General features: G+C 74.7%; 12 protein-coding genes and 2 pseudogenes. 3 read left to right on the forward strand and 11 right to left on the reverse strand.

The window, feature by feature from the left end; translation table 11 throughout:
• Positions 1 to 97 precede the first annotated feature (97 nt).
• The 3 genes from OHV05_RS02105 to OHV05_RS02115 form a co-directional block, all read right to left on the reverse strand.
• Positions 98 to 967, reverse strand: coding sequence for a class I SAM-dependent methyltransferase (locus tag OHV05_RS02105; RefSeq protein ID WP_405016024.1), 870 nt, complete (start codon positions 965 to 967; stop codon positions 98 to 100).
• Positions 968 to 1,059: 92 nt separating this feature from the next.
• The gene (locus tag OHV05_RS02110) at positions 1,060 to 1,629 is read right to left on the reverse strand and encodes a helix-turn-helix domain-containing protein (protein WP_405016025.1); all 570 of its coding nucleotides are present in this window, start codon (positions 1,627 to 1,629) and stop codon (positions 1,060 to 1,062) included.
• A gap of 91 nt (positions 1,630 to 1,720) precedes the next feature.
• Positions 1,721 to 4,702 (reverse strand): AfsR/SARP family transcriptional regulator, encoded by a 2,982-nt coding sequence (locus OHV05_RS02115; RefSeq protein ID WP_405016026.1) that lies wholly within the window; start codon positions 4,700 to 4,702, stop codon positions 1,721 to 1,723.
• 178 nt (positions 4,703 to 4,880) lie between these two features.
• On the opposite strand from OHV05_RS02115, the gene OHV05_RS02120 reads away from it, so the two are divergent.
• Complete coding sequence (locus OHV05_RS02120; protein ID WP_405016027.1) at positions 4,881 to 6,047, forward strand: GDSL-type esterase/lipase family protein; 1,167 nt, start codon at positions 4,881 to 4,883, stop codon at positions 6,045 to 6,047.
• Positions 6,048 to 6,083: 36 nt separating this feature from the next.
• Here the strand turns inward: OHV05_RS02120 and OHV05_RS02125 are convergent, their stop codons facing one another.
• Positions 6,084 to 6,668 (reverse strand): TetR/AcrR family transcriptional regulator, encoded by a 585-nt coding sequence (locus tag OHV05_RS02125; protein ID WP_405016028.1) that lies wholly within the window; start codon positions 6,666 to 6,668, stop codon positions 6,084 to 6,086.
• Between the two features lie 73 nt (positions 6,669 to 6,741).
• Here OHV05_RS02125 and OHV05_RS02130 point away from each other — a divergent pair, with 73 nt between their 5' ends.
• Positions 6,742 to 7,491 (forward strand): MBL fold metallo-hydrolase, encoded by a 750-nt coding sequence (locus tag OHV05_RS02130; protein WP_405016029.1) that lies wholly within the window; start codon positions 6,742 to 6,744, stop codon positions 7,489 to 7,491.
• Positions 7,492 to 7,534: 43 nt separating this feature from the next.
• Here OHV05_RS02130 and ftsZ read toward each other — a convergent pair.
• From ftsZ to OHV05_RS02150, 4 genes and pseudogenes are all read right to left on the reverse strand, one after another.
• Positions 7,535 to 8,467: pseudogene (ftsZ, locus tag OHV05_RS02135) on the reverse strand (cell division protein FtsZ); the annotation flags it as partial.
• Positions 8,468 to 8,626: 159 nt separating this feature from the next.
• A pseudogene (locus tag OHV05_RS02140) lies at positions 8,627 to 9,268 on the reverse strand (caspase domain-containing protein); the annotation flags it as partial.
• The gene (locus OHV05_RS02145; protein ID WP_405016030.1) at positions 9,265 to 9,648 is read right to left on the reverse strand and encodes a hypothetical protein; all 384 of its coding nucleotides are present in this window, start codon (positions 9,646 to 9,648) and stop codon (positions 9,265 to 9,267) included. The pseudogene OHV05_RS02140 and the gene OHV05_RS02145, both read right to left, overlap by 4 nt.
• A 66-nt stretch (positions 9,649 to 9,714) precedes the next feature.
• Positions 9,715 to 10,401: a TetR/AcrR family transcriptional regulator gene (locus OHV05_RS02150; protein ID WP_405016031.1), complete on the reverse strand. Its 687-nt coding sequence runs from the start codon at positions 10,399 to 10,401 to the stop codon at positions 9,715 to 9,717.
• A 111-nt stretch (positions 10,402 to 10,512) separates the two neighbouring features.
• On the opposite strand from OHV05_RS02150, the gene OHV05_RS02155 reads away from it, so the two are divergent.
• A complete protein-coding gene (locus OHV05_RS02155) occupies positions 10,513 to 12,075 on the forward strand; it encodes an MFS transporter (RefSeq protein WP_405016032.1) in 1,563 nt (520 codons plus the stop codon).
• A gap of 22 nt (positions 12,076 to 12,097) precedes the next feature.
• On the opposite strand, the gene OHV05_RS02160 is transcribed toward OHV05_RS02155, so the two are convergent.
• From OHV05_RS02160 to OHV05_RS02170, 3 genes are read right to left on the reverse strand one after another with little or no spacing between them, the layout of a single operon-like run.
• On the reverse strand, positions 12,098 to 13,078 hold the full coding sequence (locus OHV05_RS02160; protein WP_405016033.1) for a serine/threonine-protein kinase: 981 nt from the start codon (positions 13,076 to 13,078) through the stop codon (positions 12,098 to 12,100).
• A complete protein-coding gene (locus tag OHV05_RS02165) occupies positions 13,075 to 13,584 on the reverse strand; it encodes a hypothetical protein (protein WP_405016034.1) in 510 nt (169 codons plus the stop codon). Before OHV05_RS02165 ends, OHV05_RS02160 begins: the two co-directional genes overlap by 4 nt.
• A gap of 5 nt (positions 13,585 to 13,589) precedes the next feature.
• Positions 13,590 to 15,926 (reverse strand): FHA domain-containing protein, encoded by a 2,337-nt coding sequence (locus tag OHV05_RS02170; protein ID WP_405016035.1) that lies wholly within the window; start codon positions 15,924 to 15,926, stop codon positions 13,590 to 13,592.
• Positions 15,927 to 16,006: the final 80 nt, after the last annotated feature.

Here is a 16,006-nt window from a genome sequence, read left to right on the forward strand (position 1 = left end):
ACACGGTCCACCGACGTGGGCATGCCGAAGACCCGCGCGGCTCGGGGCGGCCACGCGGGTCTCGGCAGAGGAGGGCGGACGAGGGGAGCGGACGGGGTCAGGCGCGCCGGGCGGCCCAGACCGTGCGTTCGGTGCGGACCGCCAGGTCGTCCCGCCGCAGGATGCTCAACGGGCTCTCGGGGTCGAGGAGTTGGTCGAGGACCGCGAGGTCGTCGGCCGCCAGGGCGTGGGCGGCGTTGCCCCGCAGGCGCTTCAGGCTGCTCATCGCGTAGCGTCCGACTCCCGCGTTGTCGGCGCCGGCCACGTTCACCGTGATCGTCCGTTCGCTCTCGACCGCGAACCCGGCGGCGGTCAGCTTCGGCCCCCAGTCCGCACCCCGGTGCGGCAGGTGCTCGGCGTGCTGGTGGGCGAGGGCACCATGGCAGCGGTCCTCCAGGCCGGGCCGCTCCGCCGGTGCGTCGGCGGGCAGGAAGCGGGGGAAGCCCGCCAACTCCACCACGGCGAACAGGCCACCGGGTGCGAGCAGTTCGTGCACCTTGCGCAGGGCCCGGTCGGGGTCGGCCAGGTGGTGCAGCGACGCCGACGCCCACACCAGGTCCGGTCGGCCGAGCGACGGCCAGTCCGCGTCGAGGTCGGCCCGCACCGGATGCACCCGGTCGGCCGCCCCGAGCGCCTCGGCCTTGGCCCGCAGCCGGTCCAGGTGGCTGGGCGACGCGTCCACGGCGATGACCTCCGCCTCGGGAAAGCGCGTGAGCAGGGCGAAGGTGCCGGCGCCCGTCCCGCAGCCCAGGTCCACGATCTGCCGTGGAATCCGCTCGACGGGCAGTTCGGCGGCGACGGCCGCGAGGTGTTCGGCGAGCACCTCGGCGTCCAGGTCGAGGATCTCCGCCTGACCGTCGGGGTCCCGGGCGGGGTGCGGAGCGCTGTGGATGTGGCCGTGTGCGCGGTGCGGCGAAGCGTGGGTCATGCCGGCCACGCTAGGCGGCCCGTGCCGTTCCGGCAGCATCGATCCCGGTCTGCGCAAGACGATGACCGGACGGACGGCCGCAGGCGCAAGACTCAGCCGTCGGCACCGCGCTGGTGGCTGCGCCGGGCGTCCCGGTCGAAGATGCCCAGGATCTCGCACGGCCCGCCCTCGGCCCCGATCGCGTGCGGCAGCATGGTGGGGAACTCCGCCGCCTGGTTGGTCTCCACCCGGATCCGCCGGTCACCCAGCAGCAGGATCGCCGTCCCGGACAGCACCACCAGCCACTCGCGCCCGGGGTGGGCCCGCATCCGGGCCGGACCCTCGGGCGGCGGGCTCGTCATCCGCTGCCGGATAACCGTCATGCCCGGGTCCGACCTGACGGGCCAGCGCATCTGCGCGTGCGCCGCGTCGATCACCGGACTGGTGATGACGTCGTCGGTGGCGGTCTCCACCAGCTGGTCCAGCGAGGTGTCCAGGGCCCTGGCCAGGGTGACGAGTTGATCCAGCGCCAGCCGCCGCTGCCCGTTCTCGATCCGGCTCAGGGTGGACTGACTGACCTTCGCCCGGCCCGCCAGCTCCTCCAGGGACCAGCCCTGGGCCACCCGCAGGGCCCGGATCCGCTGGCGTACCAGGCCGTCCAGATCGCCACCGTCTTGCGTCATACGCAATATCGTATGCCCTTACCGCAAGTCACGCCTGTCGGGGCGGCGCTGACTGCCGCGCAGCAGGCCGCCGACCTGTTCTGACGCCCCCTCAGGCGCTACCCGCCCCGGCCGGTGCGAGCGCGTCGCGGAGCGCGTCGATCCGGGCGAGCAGCGGCCGGGTGCCCATCCGGCGGCAGGCGTCGGCGGCCTCGGCGAGCAGCGCTTCGGCGCCGGTGCGGTCGCCGGAGGCGGCCAGGGCCTCGGCGAGCGGGAGGGCGGCCAGCGCGGAGACCACCGTGTGCCGGGAACGGCGGCCCAGCTCGGCGGCCGCGCGCAGGTGCTCCAACGCCGCCGTCCGGTCGCCCCGGTCCAGCGCCACCCGGCCGAGGCCGATCCGGGCGCCGCTCTGCCCGGCCAGGTCGCCGAGCGCGTCGGTGTGCGCCAGCACCTCGGCGAAACCGGCCTGGGCCTCGGCCAGCTGCCCCGCTCGGTGCTCGGCCTCCGCGATCCACCGCACCAGGCAGATCCTGGGCCACTCCGCCCCGGTCCGCCCCGCCACCGCGAGGGCCTCCCGCAGCACGTCGAGCGCCTGCTCGGTCCGCCCCTCGGCGAGCAGCAACTGCCCGATCCCGCGCAGCGCCTGGGCCTCCCCGTACGCCTCACCGGCGGCCCGGAAGGCGGCCGCGTCCCGGCGGCAGCGCCGCAGCGCCTCGGCCGGCCGGCCCTGCATCCGGTCCAGGTAGGAGAGCACCCAGGAGGCGTACGCCGCGCCGTGCGGGTCGCCGAGCTCCCGGAAGATCCGCTCGGCCAGGTCCAGGGTGTCCCTCGCCCGCCGCCACTGTTCGTGGGTGGCGAGCTGCCGACCCAGACCGACCAGCAGGACGGCCACCCCCACCCGGTCGCCGCAGGCTCGCGCGGCGGCCAGCCCCACCTCCTGGACCGGGCGCCAGCCGTCCAGGTCGCTGCGCAGGTCGAAGACGTACTCGCCGGTGGCGGCCAGCTCCCAGCAGGCGGCGGCCGCACCGGACGGGAGATCGGGTCCGGGCCCGGCGGCCTGCCGGACGGTGGCGACCAGGGCTTCCTGTTCGGCGCGCAGCCAGCCGACCGGGTCGGTCCGGGCGGGCCCGGCCAGGGTGTCGTCGGGGAGCCAGTCGGGGGTGCGGTGCGGCAGGCCGGGGTAGTCGGCGCCCTGGTGGGCGCGGCGGCCGGCCCGGGCCAGGGTGACCCAGCAGCGCAGCACCCGGTCCAGCACGGCGGCCCGCTGCTCGGGCGGGTCCTCGACGGCGGCCCGCTCCCGGGCGAAAGCCCGGACCAGGTCGTGCAGCCGGTACCTGGTCTGGCCGGCCGGGTCGCGGCCGACCGGTTCGAGCAGGTGGTCGCCGACCAGCAGGTCGAGCTGCCGGTCGGTGGCCCCGGCCGGCCGGTCCAGCACGGCCGCGGCGGTCCAGGCCGCGCTGTCCGGGGCGTCCAGCAGGGCGAGGCCGCGCAGCAGCGTCCGGGCCGGGGCGGGCAGCGCCCGGTAGGAGAGCGAGAGCCCGGCCCGGACGCCGACCCCGCCGTGGCTCAACTCCTCCAGCCGGTCCCGCTCGTCGGTGAGCCGGGCCACCAGGTCGGCCAGGCTGCGGTGCGGATGGGCCGCGAGCTTGGCCGCCGTCACCCGCAGGGCCAGCGGCAGGTGGCCACAGAGACCGGCCAGCCGACGGGCGTCCCCGGGCGCCCCGGCGATCCTGGGGTGACCGGCCACCCGGGCCAGCAGGGCCAGCGCGGCGGGCTCGTCCAGCACGCCCAACGGCAGCACCAGGCGGTGGTCCTGGCCGGTCAGCCGCCGTCGGCTGGTGACCAGCACGGCGCAGCCCGGAGTGCCGGGCAGCAGCGGCGCGAGCTGGGCCTCGTCGGCCGCGTTGTCGAGCACCACCAGCACCCGCCGCCCGGCCAGCAGGGTCCGGTACGCGGCCGCCCGCTCCGCCGTCCCGGTGGGCAGCGACCGGCCGTCGACGCCGAGCGCCCGCAGGAAACCGCCCAGCACCTCGCCGGGGCGGGCCGGACCGGCCCCCGCGCCGCGCAGGTCGGCGAACAGGCGGCCGTCCGGGAAGGCGGGGCTCAGCCGGTGTGCGGCGTGCAGGGCGAGGGCGGTCTTGCCGACCCCTGGCTGCCCGGTCACCAGGGCGCTGGGCACCGTCCCGGACGGGGTGCCCAAGGCCCGGACCAGCTCGGCGAGTTCCACCTCCCGGTCCACGAACACCGCCGGTGCGGGCGGCAGTTGGGACGGCACGGGCAGCACCGCCGGGGCGGGCGCCCCGGGCCCGGTCCCGGCCCCGGCTCCGGCTCCGGCTCCGGGCAGCAGGGCGGGGTCGTCCGCCAGCACGGCCCGGTGCAGCCGGACCAGCCCGGGCCCCGGGTCGAGGCCCGCCTGCTCGGCCAGCGCCTGCCGGGCCCGGCTGAAGACCGCCAGCGCCTCCGGCCGGCGGCCGGCCCGGTAGAGGGCGAGTAGCTGCAGCTCGGCGAACCGCTCCCGGAGCGGGTGTTCGACGGCCAGCCTGGCCAGCTCGCCGCCCAGCACGTTGGGCAGGCCGAGCGCCGCCTCCACCTCGGCCAACTGCTCCAGGCAGTCCAGCCGTTGCTCCTCCAGCACCGCCGCCTCGGCCCGGAACACCGGCCCGTCCAGACCACCGAGGGCCGGGCCCCGCCACAGGGCCAGCGCCTCGCGCAGCTGGTCGGCGGCGAGCGCGTACCGCCCGTCGGCGGACTCCCGCCCGGCCCGCGCCAGCAGGGCCGAGAACCGGGACCGGTCCAGTCGTCCCGGCCCCAGCGACAGTTGCAGACCGGCGTCCTGACGGACCATTCGGACCGTTTCCTCGGCCGCGTGCACCGCGAAGGTGCGGCGCAGTCCGGCGGCCACGTTGAGCAGCTGCTCCCGCGCGGTGACCGGCGGGTCGGCCCAGACCGCCGCCGCCAGCCGGGCCAGCCCGACCGTCCGCCCCTCCGCCAGCAGCAGCGCCGCCAGCACCCGGCGGTCCCGGGGCCCGCCCACCGGCACCGCACGGCCCGCCGCGTCCCAGACCAGCAGCGGACCGAGAATCCCGAACTCCACCCCGCCACCTCCGGCCCGGGCCGCCCCGGGGCCCGCGTGGCCGACCGATGGGGAACCGGTGGGCGGCGATCGTAGCGTGAATGCCGGTCGTCGGGCAGGGCCCGCCACGGCCCCTTCCCGTCCGGCCGGCACCCCGCTCGGCGGCCCCGATCCCGCACCCCACCGGAGGCGATCCCCCATGCGTACCCCTGCCATCAGAGCCGGCGCCCTGCTCGCCGGCCTCGTACTCGCCCTCGGCGGCGCCGTACCCGCCCTGGCCGCGCCCGCACCCCCTGCCGCCCTCGCCCCGCCGACCGGACCGACCGTCGCGGTGGCCCTCGGCGACAGCTTCATCTCCGGGGAGGGCGGCCGCTGGCTGGGCAACAGCGCGCGCTACCAGACCGACCGGAACGGCACCGACCGGGCCTGGACCGGCAGCGGCTACGACCCCGCCCGGGTGTACGGCAGCACCGCCGCCGCCGAGGGCTGCCACCGCTCGGACGTCTCCGAACTCCTCACCGCCACCCTGTCGGTGGCCGAGCGGGTCAACCTGGCCTGCTCCGGCGCGGAGACCCGGCACGTGCTGAGCACCGCCGCAGGAGGCGTACAACTCAACGGTGAGGCGCCCCAGTTGGACCGTCTCGGCCAGCTCGCCCGGACCAAGCGGGTCTCGCTGGTGGTGCTCTCGCTCGGCGGCAACGACATCGGGTTCGGCGAGATCATCGGCGAGTGCGCCTACGACTGGGCGTTCAGCCGGCTCTGCTCCCGCGAGCAGGGGGCGATCGTCGACCGCAAACTGCCGCAGGTGCGGGCCGCGATCGGCACCGTGGTGGACGACCTGCGGGCCACCATGACCGCTGCGGGCTACCGGACCGGCGACTACCGCCTGGTCCTGCAGTCCTACCCCTCCCCCATCCCCGGCGGCGAGGAGTTCCGGCTGCGCGAGGGCGACTCCAACCGCCTCAACCGGGACGGCTGCCCGTTCAACAACCGGGACGCCGACTGGGCCCGCTACACCCTGGTGCCCCAACTCTCCGACCTGGTCGGGTCGGTGGCCGCCGCGAAGGGCGCGGACTTCCTCGACCTGCAGGACACGCTGGCCGGCCACGAGGTCTGCTCGCTCGGCACCTCCCAGGTCGGCCAGGGCGGCCCCGACCCCCGCAAGCACGAGTGGGCGCGCTTCCTGGACTACGCCAACACCCAGGGCACCCTGGAGGAGTCGATGCACCCCAACGCCTACGGCCAGCGGGCCCTGGGCACCTGCCTCGGCCTGATCGCCGCCCGCCCCGGCCGGTGGACCTGCGTCCCCGACTACCTCGGCGACGACACCCCCACCGCGATGCGCCTGCTCCCCGTCTCCAGCTGAGCCCGCCGTGGGGCGGCCCACCCGGGCCGCCCCACCTCAGCCTCCGGTGTGGGCGGCCAGCAGCGTGTCGACCAGACCGTCCAGCTCCGGCCAGGGGAAGCTCGGCCGGTCCCGGCGCAGGACGGTCAGCCCGTGCAGCGCCGCCCAGAGGCAGAGGGTGGCGGGGGCGATGCCGGGCGCGGGGTCCTCGGTGCAGGCGCGGACGGCGGAGTCGAGCAGGTGCAACGCGGGCAGTCCCGCCATCTCGTCCGGCTCCCAGCCCGGCGACCCGGCGGTGCCGAACAGCACCCGGTAGTGACCGGGGTGCCGTTCGGCGTAGTGGCAGTAGGCGAGGCAGACCGCCCGGAGCCGGCCGCGCGGGTCGGGGCCGGTGGCCCCGGCCAGCACGTCGAGCAGCTCGTCGAACCGGGCCTCGTACACCCCGACCAGCAGCGCCTTCCGGTCGGCGAAGTGCAGGTAGACGCTCTGCGGGGCGACGCCCGCCCGTCGGGCCACCGCGCGCAGGGACAGGGTCTGCTCACCGTCCCCCTCCTCCAGCAGCCGGCTCGCGGCCTCCACCAGGTCGGCGCGCAGGCGGCCGCCCTCGCCGCGGGCGTTGGGTCGTCGTCGTTCGGCAGTCATGTTGACAAGCTTAGTGGACAGGCGTCTACTCATGCCCGTCAGTAGACAGCTGTCTTCTCAGTTCGGGGGAACCGTGACCGTCACCGTCCAGCGCGTCGTCCACGCCAGTGCCCTGCTCGACTTCGACGGCGCCAGGATCCTCACCGACCCCTGGCTGTCCGAACGGAAGGGCTACCACCAGGGCGAACCCCGCTCCGTCCGCTCGGCGGCCGAGCTGCCGCCGCTCGCCGGGATCGTGATCAGCCACGGCCACTACGACCACTGCGACCTGGCGGCCCTGGCGGGCTACCCCGACAAGGCCGTGCCGTTCGCCGTGGTCCGCGGCCTGGCCGGCCGGGTCCGCGCGGCCGGCTTCACCCGGGTCACCGAGCTCGACCCCTGGCAGAGCACCCGCCTCGGGCCCGTCCTGGTCACCGCCGCACCCGCCCTGCACGGTGTCCCCGAAGTCACCTTCGTCCTGCAGCACGACCGGACCTCGGTGTTCTTCGGGGCCGACACCCTGCGCATCCCCGCCCTGGACGAGGTCGCCCGCCGGTTCCCCGCCCTCGACCTGGCGCTGCTGCCCGTCAACGGCCTGCGGATCCGGCCCGCCTTCAACAAGCAGGTGGTGATGGACGCCGCCCAGGCGGCCGAGCTGACCCGGGCACTACGGCCCCGGCTGGCCGTCCCGATCCACTACGCCTTCACCGCGGGCCGCCTGCGCGAGGCGACCGTCCTCAAACTCGTCCGCAACCGCCCCGACCTCTTCCGGGACGCCACCGCCGAGCTCGCCCCCGACACCGACGTCCGCATCCTGGCCCCCGGCGAACCGCTCGTCCTGTGACCCCGTGCCAGGCGCGGGCTCAGGCCATCTGCTGCTGCAGCAGTTCCGCCTCTCGCTCCGGCGGCGGGCCGACCGCGACGACCGTGGTCCTGAGCGAGTCCCCCAGAGAGTCGTCCAGGACGGCGCCGAAGATCACGTTCGCGTCCTGGTCCGCCTCCCCGGTCACCAGTACGACCACCTCCTGGACCTCCTCGTAGCGGAGCCCCGAGCTGCCGGCCACCGAGATGATCACGCCCCGGGCCGCCAGCAGGTTCTGCTCGGTCAGCTGACTGCTGATCGCGGCCGCCGCCGACCTGGCCGCCCGGCGGGGGCCGGACGCCTCACCGATCGCGATGACCGCCGGACCGGCCCCCGTCAGCATCTGACGGACCGCCCCGTACCCGATGCTGATCAGCCCCGGCGTGGTGATCAGGTCGGTGAGGCCCCGCACCGCGTTCACCAGCACCTGGTCCGCGAGGCGGAAGCCGTCCGCGATGCTGGCCCGGTGCCCCGACAGCGACAGCAGACGGTCGTTGGGGATCACCATGACGGCATCGCACGCCGCGGTCAGGGCCTCGATCCCCTCGTCCGCCTGCTCCCCTCGGCGCCTGCCCTCGAAGCTGAACGGCCGGGTCACCACGCCGATGGTGAGGGCCCCCAGCCGACGGGCGACGGACGCGACCACCGGCGCGCCTCCGGTGCCCGTCCCGCCACCCTCCCCGCAGGCCACGAACACCAACTCCGAACCGCTGAGCACCTCTTCGATGTCGCCACGGTGCAGCTCCGCGACCGTCCGGCCGAGCTCGGGGTTGGCTCCCGCACCGAGGCCGCGAACGAGCTCCCCGCCGATGTCCAGCTTGATGTCGGCGTCGCTCAGCAGCAGGGCCTGGGCATCCGTGTTGATCGCGATGAACTCGACGTCGGCCACGCCGTCCTCGATCATCCGGTTGACCGCGCTGATCCCCCCGCCGCCGATACCGACCACCTTGATCGCCAGATCCTGCGCGGTGAACCCCGGTGCGGGGGCCGAACCGCCGCGTCCGCCACCGGACCGAGGCGGCTGCCAGCGGAGGTTGCGCGCCAGGGCGAGCCGATCTCCCTCACCGGTCTGACTGTGGCTCGGTGCGGGGAACCGCCGGTCCACCAACTGCTGCGTCACCGCCCGGGCCACCGTGCCGAGCGAGAGCAGCTCCGGTGCGTTCGGCACCCCCGTGGTCAGCACCTTGAGCAGCTCCCCGGTGAAGGCCGTGTTGCGCTCGCCCGGCGGTGCCAGCGAGATCGAGTCCCGGGCGGAGGAGCTGAGGGTGTACGCGCTCGCCGCCGCGAGCTGCCGCTCCACGAAGGAGGTCAGATCGGCCATCGGATGGGCCATCCCGCTGAAGCAACAGTCCAGCAGCACAACCGCGTTCGTGGCCCGGCGCTGCTGGATGAGGTCCCGCGCGATGCTGAACCGCAGCGCCCGGAACAGGAGGTTGTCCGAGGTGGTGGAGGCCATGGTGAGCAACAGATCGGCGTCGACCGTCGACCCGTGCCCCGCGTAGTACACCAGCAGGGTGTCCCGCGCCGCCCCGGCCGCCGCGTGGACGGCTTCGAGCACCGGGCCCGAGTCGGTCGGGTTAAGGATCGTCGTGCAGTGCTCGGGCGGGAGGCCCCAGAGCTGCGGGGCCGTCAGGGCGTCCCGGAGATCGGTCAGGTTCCGTTCGACCGCGGGCAGCGGCTGCCACCGCTCGGCCTCCGCGTAGGTGGAGACCCCGATCAGCACGGCCCTGGACAGTTCGGGATCGGGCAGCCTGCTCACGCGCCCGCCCCACGGTCCGGCACGTTCTCCGGTGGGGTCTCCAACTGCCGGTACAGCGCGAGCACTTCCTCGGCGTTACGGGCCCTGGTGACGTCGATCTCGACCGTCCGCTCCCCCTGGGTGATCCGGAGCCGGACCCCCGGCCGGCGCCCGGCCAGCCAACCGCACAGCGCCTGGACCACGGTCACCCCGACACCCCCCGCCCCGAAGGCGAGCAGCAGCCCCTCGCTCAGCACCCCCATGGCACCGGAGGCCTCCGGACCGGCCAACTCGTCGACCCGTACCGACCGCAGATCGGGGTCGGCCAGCAACGTCCGCTTCAGGGAAGCGACTTCGGCACCGGATCGGTCGGTACCGGCGATATCCACAGCCATCTGCATGGGCCAAGTGTGTCCGGTCGGGCACCTCCGCGTCCGGCTTCCGGATGATCCTGCGACCCCGGCCGCTCAGCGCCGTTCGGGCGGGAGCAGGGCCGCGAGGCCGTCCAGGATGCGCTGCAGGCCGAACTCGAACCGGGCGTCCATGTCCGGGTCGGTCAGGTCGTCGGCCATCGCGACCAGGTTGGGGTAGGTCTCCGGCGGCAGGGCCCGCAAGCGCTCGCCGGCGGCCACCACCACCTCGCGGCGGCCCGCGCCCATCGCCTCGGCGGCCGCGAGCGGGGACTGCTCCTGGAGCACGAAGCCCTGCACGTACGCACCGAGCAGGTAGGAGGCCATCGCGGCGTCGGCGGCGGAGAAGCCGGCCTCACGCAGGCGGTCGAGCTGATCCTCCATCAGGCCCAGCAGGTGGCGCCCGGGAGCCAGCCGACCCGCGACCACCTTGGCCGCGTCCCGCCTGTCCAGCAGCAGCCGGCGGTGCCGCAGGCCGTACTCGCGGAACTGCTCGCGCCAGTGGCCCGCCCGGGGCGGCGGTTCGGCGTCCGCCATCAGCTCGTCGTTGAGCAGGTCGAGCAGCTCTTCCTTGTTCCGGACGTGCCAGTACAGCGAGGCCGCCTTGACCCCGACCTCGGCGGCGACCTTGCGCATGGACAGCCCGGCCAGGCCGTCCCGCTCCAGCACCCGCAGCGCCGCCTGGGCCAGTGACTCCCTGGTCAGGGCCGGTACCGACGGGTCGTCCTGTGCGGGCACGGGCACCGCCCCTCCTGTGCTTCCGGGGATTGGGCTTGCAATCTAACACCGTTAGGGGCATTCTGGGCCGCCATCGCCCCTAACGCTGTTAGGGATCATCGACCGGAGGGGGTCCCGATGGAGAGGTCGAGTACGCCGCGCAAGCGGCTCGCGCTCGCGACGCTCTGCGTCACCATGTTCATGGCCATGCTGGACAACGTCATCGTCAACATCGCGCTGCCCCGGATCGGGCAGGACCTGCACACCGGCATCAGCGGCCTGCAGTGGGTTGCCGAGGGGTACAGCCTGGTCTACGCCGCACTGCTGCTGACCGGCGGCGCGCTCGGCGACCGCTACGGCCGGACCCGGGTGTTCCGGCTCGGCCTGGCGCTGTTCACCCTCGGCTCGGCCGCCGCCGCGCTCTCCGGTACGCCCGGTCTGCTGATCGCCGCCCGGATGCTCCAGGGGGTCGGCGCCGCGCTGCTCACCCCCGGCAGCCTGGCCATCCTCCGGCACGTCTTCACCGACGAACGCGAGCGCGCCCGCGCGATCGGCCTGTGGTCCGGGGTCTCCGCACTCGGCCTCTCGATCGGCCCGGTGATCGGCGGCCCGATGGTGGACGCCTTCGGCTGGGCCAGCGTGTTCTGGATCAACGTCCCGGTCGGCGTCCTAGGCCTGGTGCTGGCCGCCCGGACCCTGCCCGACCTGGCCCCCCGCGCCCGCCGGATCGACCTGACCGGCCTGACGCTCTCCGCCGCCGGCCTGGGCGCGCTGGTCTACGGACTGATCGAGGGCCCCGCCCGGGGCTGGACCGACTCCGTGATCCTGGCCTGCGCGGCCGCCGCGACCGTCCTGCTGACCGCCTTCGTGCTGCTCGAACTCCGGCTCGCCGAACCGATGCTGGAGCTCCGGCTGTTCCGCGACCGGGTGCTCTGCGGTGCGCTGCTGAGCGGATTCATGGTCAGCTTCGGGATGTTCGGCGCGATGTTCTTCCTGCCGCTGATGCTCCAGGGCGTGCTCGGCTGGGCACCCACCGACGCCGGCGTGGCGGGCCTGCCGATGACCGCCGCCATCGTGCTCGCCGCCCCGCTCTCCGGCCGGCTGACCACCCGGTACGGCCCCCGGCTCCCGGTGGTGCTCGGCATCGCCCTGTGCGCGGCCGGCCTCGGCGGGCTCTCCTTCTACGGTGACCAGGCGCGCTACCCCGAGTACCTCTGGACGCTCTGCACCATGGGCCTCGGCATGGGCCTGACCTTCACCCCGGTGTCGATCTCCGTGCTCCAGCGGGTCAGCGCGGACCTCACCGGCATGGCCTCGGCCACCGTCAACACCCTGCGCGAACTCGGTGGGGTGCTCGGCATCGCCGTCCTCGGCGCGCTGCTGGCGAACCGGCTCACCGGCAGTCTCACCACCGCCTTCGCCCGGCTCGGCCTCCCCGCCGAGGCGGCCGGCCGGACCGCCGACGCCTTCGTCGGCCACAGCGGCGGCGCGAGCACGGCGGCCGGCGCCCTGCCCGGGCCGGTCCAGGCCGCGGTGGACCACGCGTTCGTCGACGGCCTGCACCTCGCGCTGCGCTGCGGCTCGGCCGCGCTCGCGGTCACCGCCGTACTGGTCGCCCTGCTGCTCGGACGCCTCAGCGGCGGGACCGCCCGCCCGGCCGCCGAGACCCGGGTGGCACCCGTCAAACAGCCCGCCGGGTAGCCCCACCCCGGCCGGACGCCGGTCAGCGCCCGCCCGCCTCGAACACCGGCCAGGCCCAGGCGGGCGGCGCGGGCACCGGCTCGGGCAGTGCCACCACCGGGACCACCTCGGTCGGCGTCGGCACGGCACCGGCTGGCGCCACCGCCGTCTCCCCCGCCGCCCGCAGCGCGGCCACCAGCGCCAGACAGCTGTCGAAGCGCTGCTCCGGGGTCTTGGCCAGCGCCTTGGCCAGCACCTCGTCGATCGCGCCGGGCAGGTCCGGGCGCAGCGCGGTGACCGGCGGCACCGGGTCGTTCAGGTGCGCCCAGAGCAGCGCGAGGTCGTCGTCCCGGCGGAACGGGGGCGCGCCGGTCAGCTCCTCGTACACCACGCAGGCCAGGCTGTAGACGTCGCAGCGGCCGTCCACCGGCTTGCCGGAGATCTGCTCGGGCGCGACGTAGTCGAGGGTGCCGACGAACTGGCCGACGGTGGTCAGACCGGTCAGCGAGAGTGACTTCTTGGTCAGGCCGAAGTCGGTCAGGTAGACGTGCTCGGGGTGCTCGCTGTCGGTGCCCTCGGCGACCAGGATGTTGCCGGGTTTGACGTCCCGGTGCACCAGGTCGTGGGCGTGCGCGGCGTCCAGCGCGGACGCCACCTGGGCGGTGATCCGGACCGTCTGACGGATGCTCAGCGGGCCCTGCCGGTCGAGCAGGGCCCGCAGGTCCCGGCCCTGGACGTAGCGCATCGCGATGTAGAGCACCCCGTCGGCCTCGCCGGCCTCGTAGACCGGGACGATGTGCGGGTGGTCGATCGCGGCGGCCACCTTGGACTCCCGGGCGAACCGCTGCCGGAACACGTCGTTCCTGGCCAGTTCGGGGGCGAGCAGCTTGACCGCGACGATCCGGCCGAGCCGCAGGTCCTCCGCCTGGTGCACCACCGCCATCCCGCCGCGCCCGATCACCTTGCCCAGCCGGTAGCCGGCCAGCTGACGCCCGGTCAGGTCGGACTGCACGGTCGGGCTCACGGCGCGCCCCGCCCGCTGTCGGCGGGCTCGACCGTGGCGTAGGTCTGCAACTGGGCGCCCTCGCAGTAGTACCAGCGCCCCCGGTCCAGGTCGAGCAGCCAGGCGGCCGGGCCGTCGACCACCGCGCCGATCCGCAGTCCGGCGCTGCGGCTGCGGAAGCCCTCCAGGTCGATCCGGCCGTCGACGTACTGCTCCACCAGCGCCCGGTAGGCACCGAGCGCGGACTCCAGCGCGGCGAGCAGCGCGCGTGGGTCGGCGGTGGTGCCCAGCGGCTGCGCGGTGCCGGGCGGGCGGTGCGGCAGCGCGACCAGCAGCCGGCCGTCCACCCAGGCGGACCAGGCGTTGGAGCAGACCACCCGGGCCCAGTCGCCACTGGTCTCGGTCAGCATCACCGGCAGCAGCGGGTCCAGCCGGGCGGACTGCCGGGCCGGGTCGGGGCTCTCCCAGGTCGGCAGCCCGCCCTCGGGCACGACATGGGTCGGCCGGAACTCGTACGGGCTGGTCATCGCCGCTACCCGCGCATCACGGCCGGCTCGTGCCGCCGCAGCAGCCGGGCGACCAGCAGGCCGAACAGCAGCGAGAGCGCCGCGAGCACACCGAGGTCGAGCAGCCAGACCCCGAGGCCGTGCCGGAACAGCGGGTCCTCGGTGAGCTTGCCGGGGACCAGCTGGTGCAGGTCGACGCTGGCCGCCATCGCCGCCAGCGCCCAGCGGGACGGGATCAGGTACGACAGCTGGTTCAGCACCGGGACGCCGTTCAGCTGGAGCAGCGCGCCGCAGAACACCACCTGGACGATGGCGAGCAGCACCAGCAGCGGCATCGTCACCTCCTCCTTCTTCACCAGCGCGGAGATCAGCAGCCCGAGCATCATCGCGGTGAAGGAGAGCATCGCGACCGCGATGGTGATCTCCACCAGCGGTGGCAGCACCACCCCGCCGCCGCCCGCCGGTCTGAGCTTCACCCCGGCCAGGCCGACCATGGTCAGCACCACCGCCTGGGCCACCGTGACGGTGCCGAGCACGACGATCTTCGACCAGAGGTAGGCGGATCTGGACAGGCCGACGGCTCTCTCGCGCTGGTAGATGGTCCGCTCCTTGACCAGCTCCCGGACGGCGTTGGCCGCGCCGGTGAGCACACCGCCGACGCAGAGGATCAGCAGGCCGTTCAGCGCGGTCTCCTGGGTGAGCTTGCCGCCGGCCAGCGCGCGGGCCATCGCGCCCATCACGAACGGGAGCGCGATCATCACCGCCAGGAAGGTCCGGTCGGCGGTCAGCGCGGTGGCGTAGCGCCGTACCAGCGTGCCGAGTTGGGACCACCAGCCCTGCGGCGGCCGGACCGCTGCCGGAGGTCCGGCAGCCTGGCCGGGGCGGACCGGGCGGTCCATCGCGTCGGCGATGTAGCGGCGGTGCGCGTCCGAGTCGCGGTACTGCCCGGCCCAGTCCCTGGCCCGGTCGTTCTCGAACGCCTCGAAGGCCTCCGGCCACTGGCCGAAGCCGACGAAGTCCAGGGTCTCCCCGGGCGGTCCGTAGAAGGCGATCTTCCCGCCGGGTGCGAGCAGCAGCAGCCGGTCGCACAGGTCGAGGCTGAGCACGCTGTGGGTGACCACGATGACGGTCCGTCCGTCGTCGGCCAGGTCGCGCAGCATGTGCATCACCGAGCGGTCCATCCCCGGGTCCAGGCCGGAGGTGGGCTCGTCCAGGAAGAGCAGCGAGGGTTTGGTGAGCAGTTCCAGGGCCACACTGACCCGCTTGCGCTGGCCGCCGGAGAGGCTGGAGATCACCTGGTCGGCGCGCTGTTCCAGGCCGAGTTCGGTGATCACCTCGGCCACCCGGGCGGCCCGCTCGGCGGGCTCGGTGTCGCCGGGGAAGCGCAGCTCGGCGGCGTAGCGCAGGGCGCGGCGGACGGTCAGCTGGGTGTGCAGGATGTCGTCCTGCGGCACCAGGCCGATCCGGCGGCGCAGCTCGGCGTAGTCCCGGTACAAGTCACGGCCGTCGTAACGGACCGTGCCCCGGTCGGCGGGGCGCAGGCCGGTCAGGGCGTTCAGCAGGGTGGACTTGCCGGCGCCGCTCGGGCCCGCGACGGCCAGCAGGCACTTCTGGCCGACCGGGAAGGTGACCTGGTCGAGCAGCACCTTGCCGTCACCGACCTCGACCACCAGGCCCTCGACACTCAGGTCGACGTCACCGGTGTCGACGAACTCCTGCAGCTGATCACCGACCAGGCAGAGCATCGAGTGGCCGATGCCGACCAGGTCCTCTGGCCCGACCGGGGCGGTGTGCACCGGGCTGCCGTTCAGGTAGGTGCCGTTGTGGCTGTCCAGGTCGGTGATCTCGTACCGGCCGTCCGGGCGGACCCGCAGCTCGGCGTGGTGACGGGAGACCGAGAGGTCGGCCAGCACCAGGTCGTTGTCCTCGGACCGGCCGATCCTGGTCACCTTGGCGGGCAGCCGGCGGACCCGGGTGGGCGGCCGGAACGAGCCGGTGATGGCGGTCAGCGCGGACGGGGCCCGCGCGGTGGCGGGCGGCTCGGGCAGCGCGCTGACGGTGGCGGCCGGGCCGTCCTCGGCACTGCCGAACCGGACCGTGCTGCCCGGGCCGAGGTCCAGGTGGCTGACCCGGTGGCCGTGGTCCCAGGTGCCGTTGGTGGAGCCGGTGTCGTCCAGGATCCAGTGGTCACCGTCCGCGTGCAGCACGGCGTGGTGCCAGGAGACCCGGGGGTCGGTCAGCACGATCTCGCCGGTGGGGTCCCGGCCGACGTGGTACGTGCGGCTCGGGCTGATCACCTGCGAGTCGCCGTCCGTCTCCAGGACCAGCTGTGGCGCGAAGGGCGCGATCTGTCGCTCTCCCATACCCACGATGCTAGGCCCGGGGCGGCCCGGGGGCGCGAGGGAGCGCGGACGGGCCGGCTGCACCGCCGCCTCCGGTTGGC

This window comes from Kitasatospora sp. NBC_00070 (assembly GCF_045041205.1).
GTDB lineage: Bacteria > Actinomycetota > Actinomycetes > Streptomycetales > Streptomycetaceae > Kitasatospora.